The following is a 24911-nucleotide window of genomic DNA, read 5'->3' as shown; positions in this document are numbered from 1 at the left end:
AACGACTATTTTGGACAAGTATCATGAGGCTTTTGTACCCAATTTTAACACCACATTCAGCGCCCAATTCAACCGCTCGCCGCGCGTCACGCCGCACTCTGCTGGCTGCCTTATTCGCCAGTGCACTGGCAGCAGGGCTGATGAGTGGCTGCCAAAATACGCCCGTCAAATCATACTCGCAAGTCACGTTTCCACAACAATTTGACTATGTGTTGCCGATGGGCGAGCAAAGCGATATTCGCGCATGGTGGCAGCAGTTTCGTGACCCTGTATTGTCGCGGCTCATCGAAGATGGGTTGCAAACTGCACCCGATGTACGCGAAGCCAATGCGCGTATTGATGAGGCGCGTGCCATCGCCAAACTTGCCAATGCCGACAAAGGGCTGATGGTCGGCGCGTCAGGTGGTGCAACCGCAGCAACAGGCAGCGTTGATAATCCACTACCCACAAATGCGCGCCGTCCGCTTGGTATGCTTGGTAGTGATTGGGGTGGTTCAAACATCGACGTGGATGGGCACAGCTACCATCTGGGCGTACTGGCAAGTTGGGAGCCTGATTTTTTTGGCAAAAAACAAAGTGACGCCGATGCCGCAGGTTATGCCTATCTTGCCACAGCAGAAAAAAATCACGCCGCCCAAATGCTGGTTTCGGCAAAAATTGCGCAAGCGTATTTTGAGGCGCGTAGCAAAGAGCGTGAAGCTGCAGTGCTCAAACGCACTGAGGCAGCGTTGGTGGATTTGCGCCGCTATGCCAAAGCGCGGTTTGATCTGGGGCAGGGTACGCGCTATGATATCGATGATGTGGAAGTCAAATTGCAAGGCATCCGCGCCAAACAAGCCAACCTGACCGCCGAACGTCAAGCCAATATCCGCCAAATCGCCGTATTAAGTGGTAAAACGCCGCAGACGTTTGATTTATCAGTCAGCCGTGACAATGTCTTTAAGCACCTGCCTGCCGCACCGCGTGGTTATTACCCCAGTGACTTACTCACCCGTCGCCCCGATATCCGCGCCAAACAAGCGCAAGTCAATGCGCTAGCAGCCAGACACGGCAGCGCGGTGGCTGACCAATACCCACGTTTTGGGTTGGATTTTGGCGCGCTGACGGGCGGGCTGTCGATCAGCGACAACGGCTTGAACAGCACAGGCGCGACCGTCGGGCTGGTCAATGCCACGGTATCGGTACCACTATTTACCAACGGGCGTATCAAGCTGAACATTGCAGCTGCTGATGCGCGTGTCCAAGCGGCGATGGCAGAATATGACAAAACTTTACTCAACGCCTTGGCAGAAGTCGATAACAGCGCCCAGCTTGATGCTGCGCTGCGTCGCCAGCACACGCATGTGCAAAAAGGCGTACAAGCTGCCGAATTGCAAGCCAGCCACGCCAAAAAGCTGTATAATTACGGGCGGCAAACCTTTGATAGCATGCCCAAAGCACGGATTACCGCGCAAGAGTATGAGCAAAGCCTGATCCAAAACGAACTTGGGCAAGCGTTGAACTTGGTTGCCTTGTATAATGCGCTTGGCGGTGGTTGGCGTTAGCAGTACTTGGGAGGGGGTGAGCCTACCGCGTATTGCACTGTGCGTCCCACGTGCCAACAGATCCACATTTGCCTAAACGTTGCTGCCCCATGACCGATTACTCTGCACCGCCGTCTGCCCAAGACACGATCTTCACCACACCACTGGATAAAACCGCACGGTTTAGCTTTGATGAGCAGGTCGTGGCGTGTTTTCCCGACATGATTCGACGCAGCGTGCCAGGGTATGGACAAGTGCTGTCGATGTTGCCGATTTTTGCCCAACGCCACTGTGCGTTTCGTCAGCGTAGCGCCACAGGCGACAAGGTCAGTCGGATTTATGACTTGGGCTGCTCATTGGGCGCGGTGAGTTTTGCCTTGGCAGGGCATTTTGCACCATCGGATGTCGAGATTCATGCCATTGACGTGTCCGCACCGATGTGCCAACAGGCGCAAACCTTGCTTGCTGAGCACTACCCAGCACACGATATCACGGTGACGCTTGCCGATGTGCGTGAGGTTGAGCTGTTGCCCTGTGATATGATTGTGCTGAATTTGACCTTGCAATTTTTGCCGCCTAAATCGCGCCAAGCCGTTTTGGCAAACTGTTATGCTGCGTTGGCAGAAGGCGGGATTTTGATTTTGACCGAAAAAACCCACCTGCTTGATGAGCAAGACGACGCGTGGCAAGTTGAGCGGTATTACGATTTTAAACGCGCTAATGGGTATAGTGAATTGGAAATCAGCGGCAAACGCAATGCGCTGGAAAACGTGCTGATTACCGACACCTTGCCAATGCACCACGCGCGGCTTGCAGAGGTCGGTTTTAGCCGCCATTTGACGTGGTTTCAATTTTTAAATTTTGCGTCTATCATCGCGTTTAAATAGCCAGCGCGTTTAAACCATCACCGTTTGGTCATTGATAAAAAAATCCATTGTCGTATGAACTCCACCGCCTCTAGCATTACCCATGCCGAAACCGAATTGTACTTGACGCTGCTGCAATTAAGCGCAGCACACCCTGCGCTGCAAGATTGGTTGGCGCAGCTGCCAAGTTGGCTTGCCCACATCAAGGACAAAAGCCGCTACGCACACGCGCCGCATTACGCGTCGTTGATCGCGCGTTTGCCTGCGGTGTTGCCAGCGTATCAGCGCACGGTAGATTTGAACGCATCTGCGGTGACGGTGACACTAGACTGGACAACCGCCGCAACCAATGCCACCGCCGCGCTACTCAAACAACTGATGCCGTGGCGCAAAGGCCCATTTTTGCTGGGTGCACAAGATGACCCAACGCGGCAAGTGTTGATTGATACCGAATGGCGCAGCGATTACAAATGGCAACGCTTGGCGGCGCATATCGGTGATTTGACCGACAAGCGCGTGTTGGATGTTGGCGGCGGTTCGGGCTATCACGGTTGGCGCATGGTGGGGGCAGGGGCAGCATCGGTGGTGGTGATTGACCCGTCGTGCCTGTTTTATCATCAGTTTATGGCATTGCGGCATTTTGTTGGCGATGCCGACCGCAATCGTTATGGGCGGCTTGCCGCGCATTTTATCCCCGTTGGGCTTGAGGCGTTGCCTGCCAGCGGTTTGTTTCATACCGTGTTTAGCATGGGCGTGTTGTATCACCGTGCTGCACCGTTTGAGTTTTTAGCACAGCTTAAAGCACAGTTAGCCAAAGGTGGTGAGCTGGTGCTTGAAACGCTCGTCATTGATGGCGACGCCACGCGCGTGCTGGTACCAAGCGATCGTTACGCGCAGATGAACAACGTGTATTTTATCCCATCGGTGGCGGCTTTGACGCAGTGGCTGCAAAAAGCAGGCTTTGTCAATGTGCGCTGCGTTGATATCGACGAAACCACGACCGATGAGCAACGCGCTACCGCGTGGATGACATTTCATTCACTCAAGGATTTTTTACACCCCGATGATACGCGCTTGACGGTTGAGGGCTACCCACGTCCCAAACGCGCCATCATGCTTGCCAATAAGCCGTGATGGTTGCAAAGGTGGTAGGTATGGCAGGGCGAAGGTTGTCAGGGCAACGCAGCCGCTTACAGCGTGCGTCCAAAGTACCATTCCATGATCATTTTGATGATAAACCCGATACAGCCTGCGCCTAAAACCAAAAAAATCCAAAACGTGCCCGAACGCCCTGCGTGGGATTTTTTGGCGATATCCCACATGATGAAAAACAAAAACGCGATGAAGGCAGGCACAACAATCCACATGCCAAATTCGGTGATTTTTTCGTTAGAAATCAACATCAACATGGTGTAAACCTTTTTTATACGGGCGAAATGTTAGCAGCGGTTGCCAATGACAGCGCGCCACAGGTCATGACAAATCGAACGGTATTATAAGCCAAAACATGCGCGCATCTTGTTTTAGCAATGTAATTGCCACCGCCCACAACGACAAGGCAAGTTAGCAAAGCAGATGAAAAAAATGCCAAAAATTGCTATATTAGGCACAACTTTTTATGTTTATGTGGTATAAGACGCGCTTGAAACGCGCCCAATACTGCCAATATGACTTGTTTTTACTTCAACGCTACCTTTAACCTGTAAAACCATTTTGAGAGCGTCATGTCCGACCCAAGCCTGATCCAATCCGCCCTTGACCAAGCCGTTGCCACCTTGCAAACCGATGGACGTTTGCCCAGCGATTGGCAAAACAACAGCACCATCAGCCGCACCAAAGACCGTGCACACGGCGATTTTGCCAGTAATTTGGCGTTGGTTGCTGCCAAAGCCGCAGGACAGCCACCGCGTGTGTTGGCACAAGCCATCATTGATGCGTTACCGCAGACGGCAGGCATTGCGCGTGTGGAGTTGGCAGGCGCAGGGTTTATCAATTTTTTCTTGGATGCCGATGCGCATTTTGCTGTGCTAGATGACATCATGCGTGAGCGTGGCGATTTTGGCACCAGCGATGAATTTGCCGAACACAAAATCCAAGTCGAGTTTGTTTCTGCCAATCCGACCTCAAGCCTACACGTTGGGCATGGGCGCGGCGCGGCGTTTGGTATGAGTATTGCCAATTTGCTTGAAGCGTTGGGCTATCAAGTGCAGCGTGAGTACTACGTCAATGACGCAGGGCGGCAAATGGATATCCTAGCGACCAGTACGCTGCTGCGGTATCTAGCGTTGTTTGATGCGCCTGTCGTGTTCCCTGTCAATGGCTATCAAGGCGATTATGTCACCCAGATTGCCAAAACCATCAAAAAACAGCACGGCGACGCGTACGCCATCGATTGGCAAGCCTTGCGCCAAGACGTACCCGACGATGCGGTGTTTAGTATAGCTGCCAATGGCGACAAACAACTGGTTTCGGGTGACAAAGAAGCCCATATTGATGGCTTGATCACCAATGCCAAAGCATTATTGGGTGAAGGCTATGCGGTGTTTCATGATGCCGCGCTCAACAGCATTTTGGCTGATATCAAAGACGATTTGGCAGACTTTAGCGTGCGCTATGATGCATGGTTTAGCGAAAAATCGTTGCAAGATGCCATCGCACCGACGCTTGATGAGCTTGATAAGCGCGGTTATTTGTACGAGCAAGACGGCAACGTGTGGTTTCGCTCAACCGATTTTGGCGATGAAAAAGACCGCGTCGTGCGCCGTGCCAATGGGCAGTACACCTATTTTGCCTCAGATATCGCCTACCACCGTCACAAACTTGAGCGCGGTTTTGACAAAATCATTGACGTGTGGGGCGCAGACCATCACGGCTACATCAAGCGCGTGCAAGCGGCATTGTCGGCACTTGGCTATGATGCGGCGCGCATGGTGGTGATTTTGGTGCAGTTTGTCACCCTTTGGCGCGGCGATGAGCAGGTACAGATGTCGTCGCGTTCGGGCGAGTTTGTCACCTTGCGTGAGCTGCGCGAGGAAGTCGGCAACGATGCGGCACGGTTTTATTATGTCGCGCGCAAGCCTGAGCAGCACATGGATTTTGACCTTGAGCTGGCAAAATCGCAAAGTAAAGACAACGCGGTGTATTATATCCAGTACGCCCATGCGCGGATCTGCCGCGTGCTTGAGCGGCTAGAGGAGCGCAATCTTAGCGTAGATGACGCGGCAGGCAAAGCTCATCAAGCCTTGCTAACCCAGCCAATTGAGCTAGAATTGATGAACCGTTTGGCAAATTATCCTGATACGCTGCGCCGCGCCGCCTTGCAATATGAGCCGCATATTTTAACCAATTACCTAAAAGATTTGGCAAGCGCGTTTCATGGTTGGTACAATGACAATCGGATTTTGCCAAAAGACGGTGACATGCCCGATGCAGATACGCTCAACCTTATGCAAGCGCGTTTGCGGCTATCTAAAGCGGTGCGCCAAGTGATCCAAAACGGTCTGATTTTGCTTGGCTTGTCTGCACCAACAAGCATGTAAGCGTTTACTTGACAGACGCGCCTAGCTGACCCAAGGATTTGATCATGTCCAAAAAAACCTCATCCAAACTGCCACCGATTGGGGGAAAAGCCAAACGCGGCGCAACCCCCAACACCTCGACCAACAGCGCGTCGTTGGTGGCGGCGATGTTGGTCGGTGTCATCTTAGCACTTGGGTTGGTACTGCTGTTGTATTTGTGGAATCCGTGGGGCAAGCATGAGGAGGTTAGCGCACAGCCTGCACCTGCCAGTGCAATGGCGCAAGCGGCGGCAAGCACGCCCGATGGGCAAATGCCCGATTATCAATTTTATGATTTGCTGCGTCAGCAACAAGTCAGCGGCATACCTGACCAAGCCATTACCGCATCGGGATTGCCGTCCACTGCCAAGCCCGACGCGGTGGTGACTGCGCCGATACCGAGCAGCGCGAATGCTGCCACCTCTGCACCTGTGACCACAACCGACAATCCCATGCAATCGGCAACGGTGGCGGCGATTGAACGCAATGGCGCAGACTACATGGGCGGCACGAAAACGCTAAACGATGACGCGAGTGCAGCAGCTGGTACAGTTACAGCCGCGACCGCCAACAGCAATGACTTGACCAACGCCACGACGTATATTTTACAAATCAATAGCTTTGACAATGCCAGCGACGCTGACCGTCGCCGCGCCGAAGTGCTCATGGCAGGGGTGGATGCCCAAATCGTCAAAAAACGTGACGCACAAGACCAAATTTTGTACCAAGTCATTTCACGCACCATGCCAACCGCTGAGCAAGCCGCGCTCGCCCATCGTCAGCTACAAAACAACGGCATTGATTCGATTATTGTTGAGCAGCGTTACCGCTAGTCGCCAAACAATGCCAGTTGGTCACAGTCATCGGGATTGACCAAGTTAGAATACGTCACCCCGACCAAGCGCACGGGCAGGGCCTGTGGGGTCTGCTCGTATAGCCACGCCAGCCAGCTCTCAACCATCTGCGCTGAGGTCACAGGCGCGCTAAAGCTGTGTGAGCGTGTCAGCTGGCTAAAATCACTGTATTTGACCTTGATGGTTACTGTGTGGGCAAGTTTGTGCTTGCGTGTCAGCTGAGCAAAAGCTTTGGTGTTTTCTTGATTTAAGGCTTGCAAAATCAAAGATTTATCGGTCAAATTGTGGGCAAACGTACTTTCTGAACCAACCGATTTATGCACACGCTCGCCCTTGACGGCACGCGGGTCGATGCCGTGGCTGATTTGGTGATAAAACTCACCGCGTTTGCCAAATCGTTGCTTGAGTACCGCGCTTGGCGTGTTACGCAAATCCAGACCCGTGTAAATGCCCATCTCGTGCAAGGTTTTGACTGTTGCTTTGCCAATGCCGTGAAATTTTTTGACGGGTAGGGCGGCGATAAAATCCAACGCTTGTTCAGGTGTAATGACGGCAATACCGTTTGGCTTATTGATATCTGAGGCGATTTTTGCCAACATTTTGTTGTATGATACACCTGCCGACGCAGTCAAGCCTGTTTGTGCCCAAATATCGCTGCGTAAGCGGTTGGCAATGCGTGTGGCTGAACCCTGCTCAAAAGGGCTGGCTGATACGTCCAGATACGCCTCATCGAGCGATAACGGCTCGATGCAATCGCTATATGCCTGCATTAGCGCGCGGATTTGTTGGCTAATGCTGCGATACAGCTCAAAGCGTGGGCGCACAAACACCGCTTGCGGACACAGCTGGCGCGCACGATAACACGACATGGCAGAGCGCACGCCAAATTGCCGCGCCTCATAGCTTGCGGTGGCGACCACGCCGCGCCCGTTGGGGTCACCGCCAACGACGACGGGGAGCCCACGCCATGCAGGGTTGTCGCGCTGCTCGACACTGGCATAAAATGCGTCCATGTCGATGTGGATAATTTTTTGTACCATGTTAAAATTTGATTGCCAAATCAATGACATAAAATATGTGGCATCAAAACAGCCATCAACCGCCATTATAAAGGCGGTATCGGCAAAAATCCACGACGACGGGCAAACGTTTATCTTCCGTTGCCGTAAACCTGCGACTTTAGGCGGTGGATATAAGGCAACTTAAGTAGCTATGCTTACACACGATAAGATACTAAATATGTTAAAATAAACCCATGAAAACACTCAAGTTACGCATACGAGATAAACACACAGACCAACTAAACCGCCTAAGCGGTTCGGTTAATTTCGTATGGAACTACATCAATGACTTGAGTTACAAGTACCTACAAAAAACAGGCAAATTCTTTTCAGCCTATGACCTAAACGAATATACCAAAGGTAGCGGTGAATTCCTTGGCTTACACTCGCAAACCATCCAAGCCATCAACGAAACCCACGCCAAATCGCGTCGCCAATGCAAAAAAGCCAAACTATCATGGCGAACCAACAATCCAAACTCAAAGCGTCAATCACTTGGTTGGCTACCATTTAAACAATCTGCCATCAAACACATTGCCACGCACCAAACAGGCAAAAAAGGCTTAAAATCCACCTTACAACTAAGCCTAGCCAAAGGACAAAAGCTACTGATAGACGTATGGGACAGCTACAATCTTAGCCTGTATCAAATCAACACCTGCCAAATCGTCCAAGACAGCCGTAACCGATGGTATGCCTGTATCACCGTCAAAAAATATCTCAAACCCACTTGCGGTACTGGCAGTGTTGGCATAGACTTAGGGCTTAAAGACAGTGCCACCACCTCAAACGGTGACAAACTTACCATCAAGCAAACGCTCAAATATGCCAAAGATTTAGCTATTGCTCAAAGAGCTAAAAATAAACGGCGTGTTAAGGCTATTCATGCCAAAATCAAAAACACACGCCAAGATTTGATACACAAATTCACCACCCGGCTAGTCAAAAATAATGCCCTAATCGTGGTCGGCGATGTAAAAACCGCCCAATTTAACAGCAAAAAAGGCAGACTAGCCAAATCGGTTTACGATGCAGGTTGGTTTGAACTCAAACGCCAACTGACCTACAAATGCGAGAACGCAGGTTGCCGTTTTGAAATCGTGAATGAACGATACACTACCCAAACTTGTTCGTGTTGCGGTCAAATCGACAGCAACAGTCCGAAAGGTAGCGCAGGTTTGCGAATAAGAGAATGGACTTGTGCGAAGTGTGGCACACGGCATGATAGAGATATCAATGCTAGTAAGAACATTCTTGCGGTCGGGCTTGACCGTCTGGGAGCAGGAATCCCCTCACTTTAGGGAGGGGAGGAAGTCAAAAAATGCCAGTCAAAAGTATAGATTGACGAGTCATGCGCAAGTTTTTACAATTCAGCATTGGTTTGGCGGTGTAGTGGTTTTATGCCCGATTTTGTTTAGCAACGGTTCATCAGCGATAGTGAGTGCCATGACATCCAAATTTCGTTTTATCCGACAATCGTTGCCGCACGCACGCAAAGGCAGTGCACAGGCGTTGCAGGTCGCGCTATATGCCGCGTTGGGGTGTGGCATCGCCCAACCTGCGTGTGCCGATGATTTGGCCAAGACCGCCAATGCCACCTCCAACGCCCCAACCGCGCTAAGCACAGATAAGCCAAACCCCGACGCGACACCGACCGACACGCCGCTCGTTATCACCGCGCCACCAAGTCCGCAGCCTGTCGATATCGCCCAAGTGCCTGCCGTTGAGTATTCCGCGCAAAACTTTGACAAAGTCATTAACAATGGCGTGCCGTTTCCGCCAAGTGTGGAAGTCAATGTCCCCAGCTACTTGACGCTTAGCCAAGCGCAGGCGTATTTGGTGCAAGTATCACCCAAAGTTGCCGCCGATAACGCCAACATCGTCAGCAATGCCTTACGCGCCGACTCCACGCGCAACCTCAACAAGCCTGTGGTATTCATCGGCGCAACCGCCGCCCACGCCCATGTCGATGTGGATATTGATACCAAAGATTTTAAAAACGACGTGCGCACGGATTTGGGCAATTTAGCCAATCCGCTGCCCGTGCCCTTACCCATTCCTGTGCCAACCCCAAGCGATATCGGCGGCTTGATTGATGACAGTGTGCCCAACAACATCTCACGCGACGTCAATCGCAACCTTGCCAACGCCAATGTTACGGTGCTGTGGTCGGCGTACAATGGCAATCGCACCCAATCGGTAACCGATTTGCTCAACGGCATGACCGACGAAAGCCGCGCTGATGCCAGCCTGTCACTTGATGAACAATACACCACGCTTGCCAAGCGTTATTTTCAGACCCAGCTTGCTATCATGGCGGCGTATTTGCGCAACCAAGCCTTGCATGCCATCCAAGAAACCGACCACGCCGCCCAACGCTCGCTGGATGTCGGGCTGATTTCACGAATAGACCGCCTAGAAGCCAAAAAAGCACTGGCTGATGCCGAATACGAAAATATCAAAGCATTAAACGATGCCCAGCTTGCCATGACCGCGCTGCAGCGTATGCTACGCACCCCGTATGCCGTGCGCCCAACCTCACCGTTGTTTGTCTCCACCAAGCCGCTACCGCCGCTGGCGTATTTTCAGCAGCAAGCCAAACAGCACCACCCTGCCTTTGCCAAAGTGGCGGCAAAATACCAACAAGCCCAAGCCTTGCACGCATTTAGCGAAGCCAACTATCGCCCAACCGTCACCGTATTTGGGCGCGCGCAAGCAGGCACCGCTGACAACTGGATAGCAGGCGTGGCCGCCAACTGGAAACTATGGGGCGGTATCGACCGCGATGCCAGCCGTCAATCAAGCCTTGCCAAGCTGCACCAAGCCGAATTTAGCCAAGTCGATGCCGCCGACAACATCATGTTATTGGTCGAAAAAAACTGGCAAAGCGTCAAAAACGCCCAACAAAATTACATCGCACTCAACACCAACATTGAGCTTGCCAGTGAAATGCTACGCTTTCGCCGTTTGGGCTTTCAAGAAGGTGTGAATACCGCCGTTGAAGTCATGCAAGCTGAGGCCAATTTGCAAAAGGCAAAAACCGAACAAGCAAAAGCTGCCAACGACTACGTGCAAGCACTGGCGGATCTGATGCAAAGCTGTGGCACACCGCTGGCGTTTAATCAATACATGCAAAGCGCAGATATTAAGCTGCCTGCAATTTATTTTGAGCAGCGCGCAAGCTAATATGAGCCGTGCTTTAATTTAAAAAGTTGTAAAAAAACTGATAACCAACCGTTGAGACCAACAGGCAACCTATGGCAAACCCCAACGACCCCACCTCACACGACGCGCCACGCCTCGACGCGAACACGGTAGAGCCGCAACAACCGCGCCATGTCGTTGTCACCACCACAACCACCACGGTGGAAGAAATCGACGAGCCGCTTGCACAAGCGTCAGCCGATCCAACACCGTCTGTTGCAGGCACTGTGCCGCCCATTGAACCGCCGCCTGCGCCACCTGCCCCTGCTTACGAACCACCTGCCAAAAAGCCCAGCAAGCTGCGCAGTCTGATTATCACCTTGATTTTGCTTAGCCTAATAGGTTTGGTGCTGTGGGGATTGTTCAAAGATAAAGCCGGAATCAGCACCGAGCCGACGACGCTACAAGGGCGTATCGAGGTTAGGCAAACGCCTGTAGCTGCCAAAGTGGCAGGGCGGATTAGCCAAATTTATGTCAAAGAAGGTGACAACATCACCATCGGCACACCGCTGATTGACATGGAAAGCCCTGAAATCAACGCCAAGCTAGAAGAAGCGCGCGCTGCCCGTGATGCGGCGCAAAGCCAACTTGATAAAGCCAAAAATGGGGCGCGACCGCAAGAAATTGAGATGGCGCGTTATCAGTACGAAGCGGCACAATCGGCAGCGGATTTGGCAAAGACCACCTTTGAGCGCGTCGATCGCCTTGCCAGCGAAGGCTTGATGTCGCGCCAAAAACGCGATGAGGCCTACACCAACTACCGCGCCAGCCAAGACAAAGCCAACGCCGCCAAAGCGCAATACGACCTTGCCAAAACAGGCGCGCGCAGTGAAGATATCGAAGGTGCTGCCGCGCAGGTGCGCCAAGTTGAGGGCAAAATCAAAGAAGCCTTGGTGGCCAAAGACGAAGCTAACCTCAAAAGCCCGATTGCAGGCATTGTTGATGATGTCATTGCCAAACCGGGGCAAGTGGTTGGGCAAGGCGTACCGTTGGTGACCGTCGTTGATCCGACTGACCAATGGGTGGTGCTTAATGTCACCGAAAATAACCTTGGACGTTTTGCCGTCGGTAGCCAGTTTACGGGTAAAGTGCCTGCACTATCGACCGATGGGCAGCCATACACACAAGTGTTCAAGGTGTATTCAAGCTCGGTGTTGTCAGATTTTGCCACATGGCGACCAACCAACAGCAAAGACGGCTTTGATATGCGCACGTTTGAGATTCGCGCCCATCCGCAAAAGCCTGATAGCCGTTTGCGCCAAGGCATGACGGTGTTGGTCGAAATACCTGCCGACAACAATCAGACTGCTGCAAAATAAACGCAGCGTTCAACCTTTACAATGAGCACAATTAGATAATAGCGCATGCCTAGCCAAACCGTTCCGCCTGTCACCAACACACAGCCCAACCAACGCGGTGGGCTGTTTGCTGCGTTTTGGCGCAGCGCGCGAGGTGAGATGGTGTTTTTGCAAAACAACCCGTGGGATTTTGCCGTGATGTTTTGGCTGCCCTTGCTGATTGTGTTTTTGGTTTGGTGGACCTTTAGCGCAGGCGCGCTGGTTGGTGTGCCTGTGGCGGTGATTGACCACAGCCACACCGCGCAATCTACCACCTTGATCCGCTACATTGATGCCACGCCCGAGGTCGATGTCGTCGCCGAATTGCCCGACGCCGCTGCCGCCCAACGCGCCATTGAGCAGCGCAAGGTGTACGGTGTGATTGAAATTCCGTACGATTTTGCCGATAACTTGCAAGGCGGCAGACCCACACGGCTTTTGCTCAATGTCAATGCCCAGTTTGGAACGCATTCAGGCATGGTGCAAAAAGGCGTGCGTACCGCTGTGGGCACGTTTTCGGCAGGGGCAGAAATCAAACGCCGTATTGCCCAAGGTGAAGACACCACCACCGTTCGTACTAGCTATTCACCCATTCAAACCCAAAGCATTGGCCTATTTAACACCGCCAACAACTACCAACAGTTTTTGTCCGTCACCACCATGCCTGCTTTGTTGCATATCTTGTCGATGGTGATTGGTGCGTCAGTCATTGGGCGTGAACTGCGCGACAAAACGCTGGGGCAGTGGTATGCCAGTATCGGCGGTGACCCTGCCTATCCGACACTGTGGCGCGTTATGGCAGGGCTCAATGGCAAATTGATTTGGGCAATGTTGGCGTATACGCTGTGGGGGGCGGTGATTTTGACCCTTGATACGCGCATTTATCCTGTGCGTTTGGCATCGCTTGCGGTCACGTATGGCATATTTTTGTTGTTTATGATGGTGTCGTTTTGGCTTGGCGTGATTGTCACTGTTGGCACGTTTTCGTATCGACAAGGTTTGTCATTTACAGGTTTTATCTCCGCGCCGTCGTTTGCATTTTCAGGCGTGACGTTCCCGTTCATCGCCATGAGCCCTGCCGCCCAACGCTGGGCAAATGCCTTGCCGCTGACGCATTATTTGCGCGTACAAACCCCACAAATTCAAATGGGCGCGCCCCCAAGCTATGCCATCTCGGCGGCGTATGGCTTTATGTTGGCGGTTGCCATCACCCTGCTATTGTCGGCAGCTTTGACCAAAAAAGCCTTGCTAAAACCTGAAAAATGGGGGCAGCGCTGATGGCAAAACGGGTCGTGCGCGATGTGTGGGAGCGCAGTTTTTTGCGCCAAGTGCTGGCGGTGTGGCAAAGTGCGCTTGCCGATAAAGGCGTGATGACGATGCTGATTATCGCGCCAATTTTGTACGGCTTTTTTTATCCGTGGCCGTACAAAAATGAAGTTGTGCGCCATGTGCCTGTGGCGATTGTCGATTATGACCACTCAACGCTATCAAACACCATGATTGGCTATGCCCAAGCCAATCCACGCCTTGATGCGCAGGTCGTCACCGATGAAGGCCAAGCGCGTCAGCTGATGTGGCAAGGCAAAATCGCAGGCTATATGGTCATTGCGCCCAATTTGTTTCAAAACGTCAATTCAGGGCAAGCCGCCAAAGTCAGTATCTTGGCAAATGGTAATTATTTTTTGCTCAATAAACAAGTGCAAACGGGTTTTATGGAGGTTGCAGGTACGGTATCGGCAGGGGCAGAAATCAAACGCGCGGTTGCGCAGGGGCAGGATATCAATGTTGCCAAAGCCAGTTTTTCGCCTGTCAATATCACCATCAACCCGTTATACAACGTCACTGAAGGTTATGGCAGCTATGTCGTACCCCCCGTGGCGATTTTGATTTTGCAGCAGATGTACTTGATGGGCACGGCAATGCTGGTTGGCACATGGGTCGAGCGGCAGACGTATCGCGCGCATTTTAAGACGTGGCTGGCGCGTGTGGTCGGCTTGTCGTTTATTGGGGTGATTTTGGGCTGTTTTTATTACGGTTGGGTATTTGCGCTCAATGATTATCCACGTAACCAAAACTTGGCAGGTTCGTTGTTGCTGTTGGTTGTGTTTTTCCCTGCGGTGACCTCGCTGGGCTGCTTGCTGGGCGTGTGGTTTGGTGAGCGTGAACGCGCCATGCAGATTTTGGTGGTCAGCTCGATGCCGATGCTATTTATCTCGGGTATTACGTGGCCTGAGGCGATGCTGCCTGAGCCGCTTCAATACGTGCGCTGGCTATTGCCAAGCACTTCGGGCATGAATGCCTCGGTCATGCTCAACCAAATGGGCGACCCACTGGGTGATACCACGACCTATTTTGCCGCGCTGATGATTATCACGTTGGTGTGCTTGCTGCTGCTGCAATGGTTTGCCAGTGAGGACTAGGGCAGGCAGATAGCTGCCGCTTTGCCAAAACCGCTCAGCCGCTATTTGAGCGGTTTTTTATCATTCGTTGCCGTAAAACCACCGCCTTTAGGCGGTGGATATAAGGCAATTGTTAAATGCGATGAGTTTTGCTATACTCATCTCACTATATTCAATGTCTTACATTCCACAGTTAAGTTAAGACTAAATTGCGAGTACGCAGTAACTTAACTGGTAAGACGTTTCCAAACACACACTTAAGCTAATTCGTGTCTATGACAATCCTAACGGTAGGATTAGCTTAAAATAAGAACCTAAGATGTACGGTGTGTCGTACGGGCGGTTGCCATTGTCTTAGGTTTGCGGTGGGGCTTCACCGTCTTGCAGAAGGAATCCCCTCACTTTAGGGAGGGGAGGAAGTCAACCACGCACAAATACGACTCAGGTTGTGGCTGGCCAAGCTTTACCCAGCCGATTAACCCGCAAGTGATTACCACAACAACCGATACCAGCTTTAACATGGTACGCACCGAGGTGCGCTCACGGGCTGCCAACTCGCACTTAGGACACGTGTTTGATGACGGCCCACGCGACAAAGGCGGCTTGCGCTACTGCATCAACGGCGACGCGCTCACATTCATCCCACTGGCGCAAATGCCTGCTGCAGGCTATGGCGCGTTGGTGCCACTGGTTAAGTAACCGCGCAAACTTGATTTTTATCTGCTGTGTACCCATTTTAATGGCAATACGCGACGATGGTGTCGCTTAGGTTTTGCTGATTTGCACAAGGATAAAGGTAGCTTGACCATGTACAAGACCAATTTAGATGATACGCGTTGGGAGGAAATGGAAGTCTCAGCCGAACGCAGTACAGAAGCAGGTGTTGAAAAAATGATGTTAGAGTTTGTCGAACAAGACGACGGCAAATTGGTGCTACGCGCCGCGCACAGCGATGAAGCACCATTGGTTGCCATTGAATTTTCTGACGAAGTGCGCAAAATGCTGGGCGCAGACAGCAAATACATCGGGCAGCACATGATCCACGCGGCAATTCAAAGCTTTATGCAGCGTCAAGTGTCGCAGTGGCACGCCAATGTTTATGATGAAGAGCCTGTGCATTTTAGCTGATGGTACCATCGGTACGATCACGGTCAAAACCCCATGAAAATCGCCACTGTGTTAAAACTTGCCACCGTGGGAGCAGCGTTGTTGCTCCTACCACGGCGCAGTAGCTCGCAGGCGGATAATGTGCCGCTGGCTAACCCGACAACCAATAGCACCACCAACACGCGCCCATCTGCCCAACCCAAACATTAAACCATCACAAATTAACCGATAAAAAATCAGCGCAGAGCAATTCAGCGCAGAACAATAAGGATCAGCACATGCGAGCCACAACGCCACAAACTGCTCAATCATTTAGCAAATGGGCAAGCGCCGTATTGCTACTTGGTGCCGTTAGTGGGCAAGCGTTGGCGCAGGATTTGTACTTTAACACCTATCAGCCCGATACAGACAGCGCACTTACCCACCCTGAACGTTGTGGCAAAGCGTGTCCTGAGGTTAATTTTCGACTGATTGATACAGGCAATGCATGGCTCGATAGCCGTGTTAATAAAGCCGTCATTGGCGCTTTATTTGTCGTTGGTGATGAAAACACCACCAAACGCCAAGACCAAGCGTTACGGGTCATCGCTACACCCACCCAAGCGCAGTACAAAACCGCGATCAATGCCGCGATTGACAGCCTTGTGCGTGAAAATAGTGCCAACATCAAAGCGCGTGACAACTGGCAACAGAATGATGGCATACCCGTGCAGGTCAGTGCCATGCCGCGCTACAATGGACACCGCGGCATGCTAGAAATGCTTGCGGTCGATAGCTACACCTACCTAGGCGGCGCGCATGGTGTAAGTAACATTCAGCATTTTGTTTTTGACATGGCGCGCCAACGTGCAGTGAGTTTGGATGATGTGCTATTGCCCAAACAAAAACCGCGCTTAGAAGCCTTGGCGCGGGCGGATTTTACCGCACAGCTCAAGCGCAGCAAGATTGACCCCATCAAGCATTTTAAAGACTGGAAGTTTGCCCTAACCGATAACTACACGTGGACGCGCGAGGGCTTGTTGCTGCAATATCAGCCGTATGAATTAGCGTTTTATGCGTTTGGTGCGCCGTCAATCACCATTCCCTATGCCAAGTTACAAGGCATTGTACGTCCTCAATATTTGCCCCGTACATAGCATTTAGCTATTTAGCTGCTGTGTGATGTATTTTGTCAACCAAAAGCCGTTAGACGTGGTGACCGATTTTGCTACCCATCATTGATACCCATACGCATTTTGATGTGCCCGACTTTGACCGTGATCGCGCTGAGCAAAGCCGTTTGGCGTATGATGTGGGCGTGCGTCATGTGGTGCTGATTGGCTTTTTGGCGCGGCGATTTGACGCCATGTTGGCTTGCCAGAATCAGCTGCAACAGCTTGCCAAAACCGAGCGCGTGCCACAAGCGCATCTTGCGTTTGGTTTGCACCCTGCTTATATTGGCCAACATGCGCCCGATGATATCGACATCTTGGCAGCGTACTTGGACAAACATGGCAGCATTGCCATCGGTGAGATCGGGCTAGATACCTTTACCGCTGAACTCAAAGCACCAGAAAATTACGCCAAGCAGCAGCAGCTATTTGACGCCCAGCTAAATTTGGCAACTCAGCACCGTTTGCCGGTATTGTTGCACATTCGCCGCGCCCATGCCGATGCCATTGCTATGCTGAAAGCGGCAAAATTTGTCTATGGTGGCATCGCACACAGTTTTAGCGGCGGTATCCAAGAAGCCAAAGCCTTGGTGGATTTGGGTTTTAAAATTGGTGTGACAGGGCAGGTCACCAACCCAAATGCCAAAAAACTGCGCCATGCCTTGGTGGAATTGGTCACAGCGGTGGGGCTAGATAGTTTGGTGATCGAAACCGATTGCCCCGATTTTACCCCATTGCCGTGCCATGCTACCCATGGGCGGCGCAATGTGCCTGCCAATTTGCTGTTTGTGTTGGCAGAGCTTGCTACGCTGCTAAATGTTGAGCAAGACGTGTTAGCCAAACATTTGTGGCACAACAGCAGCGTGGCATTGCAACAGGATTTTGGCGCGTTTGCTCGCGTTTGCTCGCGTTTGATCGTTGGCGGATTGTAGCATTGTCCAATTTTGTCATGCTCAATCAACCAGATTTAACCAAAAATATTTAACCAACAAAGTGACCACCCATGACCGATACTGACCAATACCAACGCCGCTTTACGGGCACGCAAACGCTGTATAGTGCGGCGCGGTTTGCCAAATTTGAACGCTTGCACGCGTATGTCATTGGTGTAGGCGGTGTGGGTTCGTGGGTGGCAGAGGGTTTGGCACGTACGGGTGTTGGTAGCATGACGTTGATTGACTTGGATGTGCTGGTCGCCTCGAACGTCAATCGTCAATTACCTGCACTAGATAGTACGTTTGGGGTGAGCAAAATCGAGGCAATGGCAACGCGCCTACGCCAAATCAATCCACATTTGACGCTGCAGTTGGTTGATGACTTTTTGACTGCAGATAACGTCAAAGATTTGCTTCCCAGTCGCGCTCAGGTGGCTGCCAAACAAGCAGCAGGCGAGGCGGTGCTGGTGCTAGATTGCGTGGATGATATTCACGCCAAACTTGCCATCGCGCTGCATTGTCGATTTAACAAGCTAAAATTGGTCATCTCAGGCGGCGCGGGTGGTAAGATTGACCCAACCGCTATTACCGTCAGTGATTTGCGCGATACCTACCAAGACCCATTGCTCGCCAAGCTGCGCCAACGTTTGCGTGAACACAACATCAATCGCGAATTAAAAGAAAAATTTGGTTTGCGCTGTGTGTTTTCTAGCGAAGCACCCAAGTTTGACACGACCTGCCAAACAGGCGGCTTACATTGTGGCGGCTATGGTTCGGCGGTAGCGGTGACCTCAGTGGTGGGTATGGTGATGGTGGCAGAAGGGTTAAAACTTGCGGCACCTTAGGTGTCAGTTTAGCATTGGATGATGTAATTGGTAATTTTGTGTTGCAAAATGTAACCAAAATTTGCTTGCAATGAGTTTGATAGCTGTTAAGGTAAAAAACGTCAAGTCAAGGGTTTGGCTTGGCGTTTTTTTTGTGTTTGTGGTGGCTGTCTGTTGATATTTTTTTATTTGAATTTTCTGTTTTGGCAAGTTTTGTCCTAAGCTATGTTGGCTGATGGAGCAAGTGCAAGCTTGTGTTGTGTTAAAAATGCTTATCTAAATTCGGCAATGGTTTGGCGCGTGGTTGATTATGGGTAATTTTGTTTTCTTACAAGTCGTTGCGGCGGTGTGTGCGCTGTCGATTATCACGACGTTGTTTAATCGGCGGATTTTGGGCTTTCCGCCTGCGATTGGCGTGCCGATTGTGTCGGCGATTTTGGTGTTTATTTTGCAGTGGAGTGTGAGCCTATTTGGCAATAACAGCTTTATTACGATTAATATTCACAACATCGAGGAGGCGGTACGGCGCATTGATTTTTATGATTTTTTAATCAATGGGGTCATTTGTTTTATTTTGACCGCGTCCGCGCTGAAGTTTCGGGTATCAGATCTTAAGCATTATTGGAAGCCGATTAGTATTTTGGCAAGCCTTGCGTTGGTGCTGTGCGCGCTGTTTTTTGCTGGATTTATGTTTGGTTTTCAATGGCTCAACGGCTATAAAATCCCGTTTGCGGTGCTGCTGCTGTTGGGTGCAGCATTGGGTGCGACCGACCCGATAGGGATCAAAGGTGTGCTAAGTTCGGTTAAAGCGCCTGCGCATTTGATGGTCAAGCTTGAGGGTGAGTCGCTGTTTAATGACGCGGTGTGTATCGCGCTGTTTATGACGATTTTGAATGTGATTCAAGGCAGCAGTTTTAGTTTTATTCATACCATCGAGGTGCTGCTGTATGAAATCGTGGTTGCAGCGTTGATTGGTTGGTTTTTTGGCAGCATGACGCTGCGGATTTTAAGCGGTGAGCATGAGCCTGAGTCGCTGATTTTGACCACGGCATTGTTGGCAAGTGGTTCGTATTTGGTCGCGCTGCATGCCCATGCGTCTGCGCCGATTGCATGCGTGATTGGTGGTTTGATGGTCGGCAATCGTTGGAAGCAGATTTTGCAAGAGCGTGAGGTCGATGATGTCAATCACTTTTGGCATACCATCGAGGGGATCATCAATTCGTTTTTGTTTACCTTGATTGGTCTTGAGCTGTTTATTTTGGATTTGAATTTAGAGCTGATTTTGGGCGGTTTGGTGGCGTTTTTGGCGTTGCACGTGTCGCGCTTTATCGGCAATTTTTTGGCGTTCTCGTTTTTTCCGTCATGGAAAAAACACACCTACAATGGCAGTTTGACGATTTTGTCATGGGGTGGGGTGCGCGGCGGTATTTCGCTGGCACTGATTTTGTCGGTTGCCAACGTCAAAGAATTGGCACCCTATAGCAGCTATTTGGTGGCGTACACGTTTATTGCCGTGCTGATGTCGGGCGTGGTCTGTGGGCTTGGTTTGCCTACGGTGATGAACGCGTTTTATTACAATCCCGACGCGCCAACCAAGGGCTTTGCAGGTTGGTATCAGCGCTTGTGTGAAAAACTCAACCGTAAAGGCTACAAATACGTGATTGATGAAGACGAAAACGGCGAGGAGGTGATCTCGCGGTATCAGCCGCCCCCGTTGGTTATTCAAGATTCGCCCGAAGCGGTTGGCATGGCGTTGCCGTATCCGCGTGTCAAGGGCGGTGAAGCGTTGGAAGATGTGCCTGATAAGCGCAGTTTTTAATGCTTTAATAGATGTCAGCCATGGCTAGGCGGTGGGTTTGGTCGGTAACGGGGCTAGTTTGGTTAAATCTCAGTTGGCTAAGCGCAGGCTGGCTGAGTGCTTGCCAACATTTACCAACGCATAAACCTATGCGCAACATACCGCCCGATGTGCAAGCCGCGATTGCCAAACGCCAACAATGCCAACGTTTGGCGCATTTATCCGCATCGGGACAAACGCCAGCCGCTTGCCGTTATCCCAATTTGGCGCGTGAGTTCGCCAACTTGCGCCAACGTTATGCCAATCATGCGGCGGTGCTGGCGTTGCTTGACAGCGCGGCAGATTTTGATTGAAATTTTTTTGGTGTCAGTGTTTGCCAAATTTTTACAAACTTTGACAAAAAAAGCTAACCAAAATGGGCAAACATCACCATCAATAGTGGGGCAAGCAGATTGGTGATGCAACCAAAGCTTAGGGCCAACGGAATCATGGCATTGCCGCCACTGCTTTGAATGACAGGCAGCATAAAATCCAAACTTGTCGCCCCACCAAGACCCACTGCGGCACTGGGATAGCGCGGCATAATCAATGGAATCAGCAATAACGCACACAGCTCACGCAGCAAATCATTGAGCAATGCCACCGTACCCCACACCGCGCCATAACGGTCGGTCATCAAAATTCCCGATAGCGAATACCAACCGTAGCCCGATGACAGTGCCAAGCCTTGCGTCAGGCTAACGCTTGGCGTTGTCAGCGCAAAGATTGCACCGCCGACTGCCACACTAACGCAAAACACGAGGCTAATCAACGCGCCGCGTTTATCCAGCAGTACCTCACGCAAGCGTAAGCCTGAATGGGCAAGCCCAATCCCGACCGACAAAATCAACAACGCCAGCGCAAGCTTAATCCCCCATGAGAGCGTACCTTGCGCGATTGGCAACATGCGTCCAATGCCAAAGCCGACGCCCAGACACGCTAACTGCATGAACGTGCCTGACAGCACAAGGTTGGGCGCAGCTTGGCTGGCTTGATGCGTACGGGTGAGCGGATAGCGTCTGTCTAGTAGCATCAAGCCAATCAGGCCGCTACCCATACAGCACACGGCAAGCCAAATCACATAGCGCGCAATCGCGCCAAACTGCGCGCCGATATCATGCACCTGCGCCAATGACATGCCGATAAGCAGCAAAATCGCCCACACCAATACCGACAGCAGCCGATTAATCAGCGGCGTATAGCGCGACGGGATCGGCAGCCAAAAGCCAATCACCAGTGGCGATAGCACCCACAGTAAGGTAAACAACGTGTCTAGCATAGCGCAGCATAACGGCTATTGGTGACACGCGTTTGGCAGAACCAACCGATCACTAATGCGCCTCATCCCAGTTACTGCCCACACCAACCTCAACCACCAAGGGCACGGCAAAATCTACCGTCCAGCCAAGTTGGGGTGCGGTGTCGGTGAGGACATTTTGCATGGCAGTTTGCACGATCTTGCGTACTTGCTCGACTTGATCTTGCTCAACCTCAAACACCAATTCATCATGCACCTGTAGCAGCAAGGTAGCGGCATCATTCAAATCCGCAGTATTTAGCGCGTCTTGCACGGCAATCATGGCAAGCTTGATGATATCCGCAGCTGAGCCTTGCAGCGGTGCATTAATCGCCGCACGCTCGGCGGCGTTACGCACATTGCGGTTGGCGTGGTGCATGTCGGGCGTGTACAGCTTGCGCCCAAGTAGCGTTTTAACATAGCCATGCGTCGCCGCCTGCTCACGGGTCTTGCGCATATAGTCTTGCACAGTTGGGTAACGCGCAAAATACGCATCGATATACGCCTGCGCCTCGGGTGGGGCAACGCCAAGCTGTTTTGCCAGCCCAAACGCGCTCATGCCATACAGCAATCCAAAATTGATTGCCTTGGCGCGACGGCGTTCCTCACTGCTGACCTCAGCCAGTGGCTTTGCCAACACATCAGCGGCGGTAGCGCGGTGAATGTCATGCCCTTGCTGAAACGCCCCCATCAGCACGCTGTCTTGGGCAAAGTGTGCCATCAGCCGCAGCTCAATTTGTGAATAGTCCGCCGACATCACCACCCGTGACGGTGGCGCGATGAACGCCTGACGAATCAGCCGCCCCGTATCGGTGCGAATCGGGATGTTTTGCAAGTTTGGCTCACTTGATGACAACCGCCCCGTACTGGTCAAGGCTTGATGGTAGCTGGTGTGTACGCGGTCGTACGCGTCGGCAGCGTTTGCCAGTGCGTCGGTGTAGGTGCTCTTGAGCTTTGCCAAGGCGCGGTATTCAAGCACCGTATCGACCAGTGGGTGGTCAAGGCTTGCCAATGTCGCCTCATTCGTCGAATACTGTCCCGTTTTGGTTTTTTTGCCGCCGCTTAAGCCCAATTTACCAAACAAAATTTCACCCAACTGCTTGGGACTGGCAAGGTTGAACGCTTCGCCTGCTTGCTTGTGTGCTTGCGCTTCAAGTGCTTGAATTTGCGCATCAAATTCATCTGACAAGCGATGTAAAAATGCTTTATCAATCAACACACCCGTATGCTCCATGGCGCACAAAATTTGTGCAACGGGGATTTCGATGTTATTTAGCAGGCGTTGGGCGTTGTCATCATCGGCAAGTGTTTGCCTGAAGGTTGCAAACAGTTGCCAAGTGACATCCGCGTCTTCGCACGCATAATCACTTGCTGCCGTCAAATTAACTTGGTCAAATGTCAGCTGTTTTGCACCTTTGCCTGCTACGTCCTCAAACGTCGTGGTGGTCACGCCCAAATAATGCCGTGCCAAATCATCCATGTTGTGCCGTGTGGCGGTTGGGTTGATGATATAGCTTGCCAGCATGGTGTCCATTTGCCAGTTGGCAGGCGATACGTTCAAGTCAATGTCATAATGCTTAAAAATATGCGCGTCATATTTTAAATGCTGCCCGATTTTGCCAATCGCAGGGTCTTCAAGCAGTGGCTTGAGCGCACGCAACACCACATCGCGCGCCAGTTGGTCGGGCAGTGGTTGCCCAAGCTCATCAACATGCGCTACAGGGATATAAAATGCTTCATGCGCTTGCACCGCCAGTGACACACCGACCAATTGGGCCTGTTGCCAGTCGAGTGCGCTGGTTTCGGTATCCACAGCAAAATAAGGTGCGTTTTTTAGCCGCGTTAGCAGTTCGTCAAATGCCTCACGGGTACGCACGGTGTGATAAGTTTTTTGTACCACGGGTGCGGCCAGTTGGGGCTTGTTTGGTGATGTGCTTTGTCCGTCATCTGCTAAGGTCATGCTGCGTTGGTTGGCAGGGTGGTTGGGATGGTCAAGTGACTTGAGCTCTTGCTTAAAATCCAATTCGGTATAAAGCGCGCGCAGCTGCTCAATGTTGTGCGCAGGGTCAGTCGGTAGGCGTAAATCTTCCCAATCGGGCAAGCCCTCAATATCGGTGCGAATCGTCGCCAAAATTTTGTCACGCGCGATGCTCTCAAGGCTTGCCTCAAACGTCGTGCGCTGTTTGGGTTTAAGTTCTGCCAAATTTGCCAAGATGCCGTCGATGGTTTGGTATTGGCTCAATAACTTTTGCGCGGTGACTTTGCCCACACCGCTAACGCCTGCAATACCGTCTGAGCTATCACCCATCAAGGTCAAATAATCAATGATTTGCTCGGGTGCCACACCAAATTTTGCCAACACACCCTCACGGTCAAGCACGGTTTCATCAAAGCTATTTTCGACCAAAATTTGCCCATTAACCAGCTGGCACATGTCTTTATCGCCCGTTGAGATAATGACGCGCTCACCTGCCACGCACGCACGGTGCGCCAATGTGCCGATGATGTCATCCGCTTCAAAACCATCCAGTGCCAATAGTGGAATGCCGAGCGTCTCAATCAGCTGATGCACGTACGGGATTTGCTCGGCAAGCTCAGACGGCATGGGCGGACGGTCGCCTTTATAAATCGGCGACATCTCATGGCGAAACGTCGGCGCTTTGGTGTCAAACGCCACCAGCATGTGCGTCGGTTGATAGCGATTCATCAGCTTTTTGATGGCATTGAGCGTGCCTTTAATCGCGTTGGTTGCCATGCCTTGCGCGTTTTGCATGCTCACGGGCAGCGCGTGGAATGTACGAAACAAGTAGTACGAACCATCAATCAACACCAACGGTGGGCGGTTGGGGTCGGTGGTTTGTGTGGGTAGCAATGCGGTGGATTGTTGAGTTGAGTCAGTCATAAATTTGTATTTTTTAGCATAAGTTTGGCGATATCTAAACGCGCTATTATACGCTAT

The 24911-nt window shown here is 51.6% G+C and carries 22 protein-coding genes and 1 pseudogene; 18 read left to right on the top strand and 5 right to left on the bottom strand.

Annotated features, from left to right (window positions below; genetic code table 11):
* Nucleotides 1-23: 23 nt before the first annotated feature.
* The 3 genes from MA2_RS05440 (at nt 24) to cmoB (ending at nt 3523) form a co-directional block, all read left to right on the top strand.
* Nucleotides 24-1544, top strand: a complete 1521-nt coding sequence (locus tag MA2_RS05440; RefSeq protein ID WP_079352110.1) for an efflux transporter outer membrane subunit — start codon at nt 24-26, stop codon at nt 1542-1544.
* Nucleotides 1545-1633: 89 nt separating this feature from the next.
* Nucleotides 1634-2410 carry a carboxy-S-adenosyl-L-methionine synthase CmoA gene (gene cmoA, locus MA2_RS05435; RefSeq protein ID WP_067057660.1) on the top strand — a complete coding sequence of 259 codons (777 nt, stop codon included), beginning with the start codon at nt 1634-1636 and terminating at the stop codon, nt 2408-2410.
* A 54-nt stretch (nt 2411-2464) separates the two neighbouring features.
* The gene (gene cmoB / locus MA2_RS05430; RefSeq protein ID WP_067057657.1) at nt 2465-3523 is read left to right on the top strand and encodes a tRNA 5-methoxyuridine(34)/uridine 5-oxyacetic acid(34) synthase CmoB; all 1059 of its coding nucleotides are present in this window, start codon (nt 2465-2467) and stop codon (nt 3521-3523) included.
* Nucleotides 3524-3579: 56 nt separating this feature from the next.
* Here the strand turns inward: cmoB and MA2_RS05425 are convergent, their stop codons facing one another.
* Nucleotides 3580-3798 (bottom strand): DUF2788 domain-containing protein, encoded by a 219-nt coding sequence (locus MA2_RS05425; RefSeq protein WP_067057653.1) that lies wholly within the window; start codon nt 3796-3798, stop codon nt 3580-3582.
* A 315-nt stretch (nt 3799-4113) separates the two neighbouring features.
* Here MA2_RS05425 and argS point away from each other — a divergent pair, with 315 nt between their 5' ends.
* Nucleotides 4114-5928 carry an arginine--tRNA ligase gene (argS, locus tag MA2_RS05420; protein ID WP_067057650.1) on the top strand — a complete coding sequence of 605 codons (1815 nt, stop codon included), beginning with the start codon at nt 4114-4116 and terminating at the stop codon, nt 5926-5928.
* A 44-nt stretch (nt 5929-5972) separates the two neighbouring features.
* The gene (locus MA2_RS05415) at nt 5973-6779 is read left to right on the top strand and encodes an SPOR domain-containing protein (protein ID WP_067057647.1); all 807 of its coding nucleotides are present in this window, start codon (nt 5973-5975) and stop codon (nt 6777-6779) included.
* Here MA2_RS05415 and dinB read toward each other — a convergent pair.
* Nucleotides 6776-7840, bottom strand: a complete 1065-nt coding sequence (dinB, locus tag MA2_RS05410; RefSeq protein WP_245945281.1) for a DNA polymerase IV — start codon at nt 7838-7840, stop codon at nt 6776-6778. The two genes, MA2_RS05415 and dinB, sit on opposite strands and share 4 nt — an antisense overlap.
* Before the next feature lie 215 nt (nt 7841-8055).
* Here dinB and MA2_RS05405 point away from each other — a divergent pair, with 215 nt between their 5' ends.
* The 11 genes and pseudogenes from MA2_RS05405 to MA2_RS05360 all read left to right on the top strand — a co-directional run bounded on the left by MA2_RS05405 (nt 8056) and on the right by MA2_RS05360 (nt 18839).
* A complete protein-coding gene (locus MA2_RS05405) occupies nt 8056-9162 on the top strand; it encodes an RNA-guided endonuclease InsQ/TnpB family protein (RefSeq protein ID WP_067057644.1) in 1107 nt (368 codons plus the stop codon).
* 145 nt (nt 9163-9307) lie between these two features.
* Nucleotides 9308-11047, top strand: coding sequence for a TolC family protein (locus MA2_RS05400; protein ID WP_067057640.1), 1740 nt, complete (start codon nt 9308-9310; stop codon nt 11045-11047).
* A 71-nt stretch (nt 11048-11118) separates the two neighbouring features.
* Entirely contained in the window at nt 11119-12384 is a 1266-nt protein-coding gene (locus MA2_RS05395) for an HlyD family secretion protein (protein WP_079352025.1), read from the top strand.
* Between the two features lie 45 nt (nt 12385-12429).
* Nucleotides 12430-13680 carry an ABC transporter permease gene (locus tag MA2_RS05390; protein WP_067057637.1) on the top strand — a complete coding sequence of 417 codons (1251 nt, stop codon included), beginning with the start codon at nt 12430-12432 and terminating at the stop codon, nt 13678-13680.
* Nucleotides 13680-14822 (top strand): ABC transporter permease, encoded by a 1143-nt coding sequence (locus MA2_RS05385; protein WP_067057743.1) that lies wholly within the window; start codon nt 13680-13682, stop codon nt 14820-14822. The genes MA2_RS05390 and MA2_RS05385 overlap by 1 nt, the downstream gene beginning before the upstream one ends.
* A 402-nt stretch (nt 14823-15224) precedes the next feature.
* A pseudogene (gene msrB, locus MA2_RS05380) lies at nt 15225-15500 on the top strand (peptide-methionine (R)-S-oxide reductase MsrB); the annotation flags it as partial.
* 108 nt (nt 15501-15608) lie between these two features.
* Nucleotides 15609-15929: a hypothetical protein gene (locus MA2_RS05375; protein WP_067057631.1), complete on the top strand. Its 321-nt coding sequence runs from the start codon at nt 15609-15611 to the stop codon at nt 15927-15929.
* A 33-nt stretch (nt 15930-15962) separates the two neighbouring features.
* A complete protein-coding gene (locus MA2_RS11125; protein WP_156470937.1) occupies nt 15963-16118 on the top strand; it encodes a hypothetical protein in 156 nt (51 codons plus the stop codon).
* Between the two features lie 68 nt (nt 16119-16186).
* Complete coding sequence (locus tag MA2_RS05370; RefSeq protein WP_067057628.1) at nt 16187-17044, top strand: RsiV family protein; 858 nt, start codon at nt 16187-16189, stop codon at nt 17042-17044.
* A gap of 68 nt (nt 17045-17112) precedes the next feature.
* Nucleotides 17113-17991, top strand: a complete 879-nt coding sequence (locus MA2_RS05365; protein ID WP_067057625.1) for a TatD family hydrolase — start codon at nt 17113-17115, stop codon at nt 17989-17991.
* A gap of 71 nt (nt 17992-18062) precedes the next feature.
* On the top strand, nt 18063-18839 hold the full coding sequence (locus tag MA2_RS05360; protein ID WP_067057622.1) for a tRNA threonylcarbamoyladenosine dehydratase: 777 nt from the start codon (nt 18063-18065) through the stop codon (nt 18837-18839).
* 3 nt (nt 18840-18842) lie between these two features.
* On the opposite strand, the gene MA2_RS05355 is transcribed toward MA2_RS05360, so the two are convergent.
* Nucleotides 18843-19028: a hypothetical protein gene (locus MA2_RS05355; protein ID WP_067057619.1), complete on the bottom strand. Its 186-nt coding sequence runs from the start codon at nt 19026-19028 to the stop codon at nt 18843-18845.
* Between the two features lie 100 nt (nt 19029-19128).
* Between MA2_RS05355 and MA2_RS05350 the strand changes: the two genes are divergently transcribed.
* The gene (locus tag MA2_RS05350; RefSeq protein WP_067057618.1) at nt 19129-20637 is read left to right on the top strand and encodes a cation:proton antiporter; all 1509 of its coding nucleotides are present in this window, start codon (nt 19129-19131) and stop codon (nt 20635-20637) included.
* Nucleotides 20638-20765: 128 nt separating this feature from the next.
* Nucleotides 20766-20969 carry a hypothetical protein gene (locus tag MA2_RS11120; protein WP_079352022.1) on the top strand — a complete coding sequence of 68 codons (204 nt, stop codon included), beginning with the start codon at nt 20766-20768 and terminating at the stop codon, nt 20967-20969.
* Between the two features lie 53 nt (nt 20970-21022).
* Here the strand turns inward: MA2_RS11120 and MA2_RS05340 are convergent, their stop codons facing one another.
* Together MA2_RS05340 and polA are read right to left on the bottom strand one after the other, a co-directional pair.
* Entirely contained in the window at nt 21023-21934 is a 912-nt protein-coding gene (locus MA2_RS05340) for a LysO family transporter (RefSeq protein ID WP_067057611.1), read from the bottom strand.
* 52 nt (nt 21935-21986) lie between these two features.
* On the bottom strand, nt 21987-24854 hold the full coding sequence (gene polA / locus MA2_RS05335) for a DNA polymerase I (RefSeq protein ID WP_067057607.1): 2868 nt from the start codon (nt 24852-24854) through the stop codon (nt 21987-21989).
* Nucleotides 24855-24911 lie beyond the last annotated feature (57 nt).

This window comes from Moraxella atlantae NBRC 14588, from assembly GCF_001591265.1.
GTDB classification, from domain to species: domain Bacteria; phylum Pseudomonadota; class Gammaproteobacteria; order Pseudomonadales; family Moraxellaceae; genus Faucicola; species Faucicola atlantae.
The sequence above is the reverse complement of the archived record's forward strand: the minus strand, read 5'-3'. Positions and strand labels throughout refer to the sequence as shown.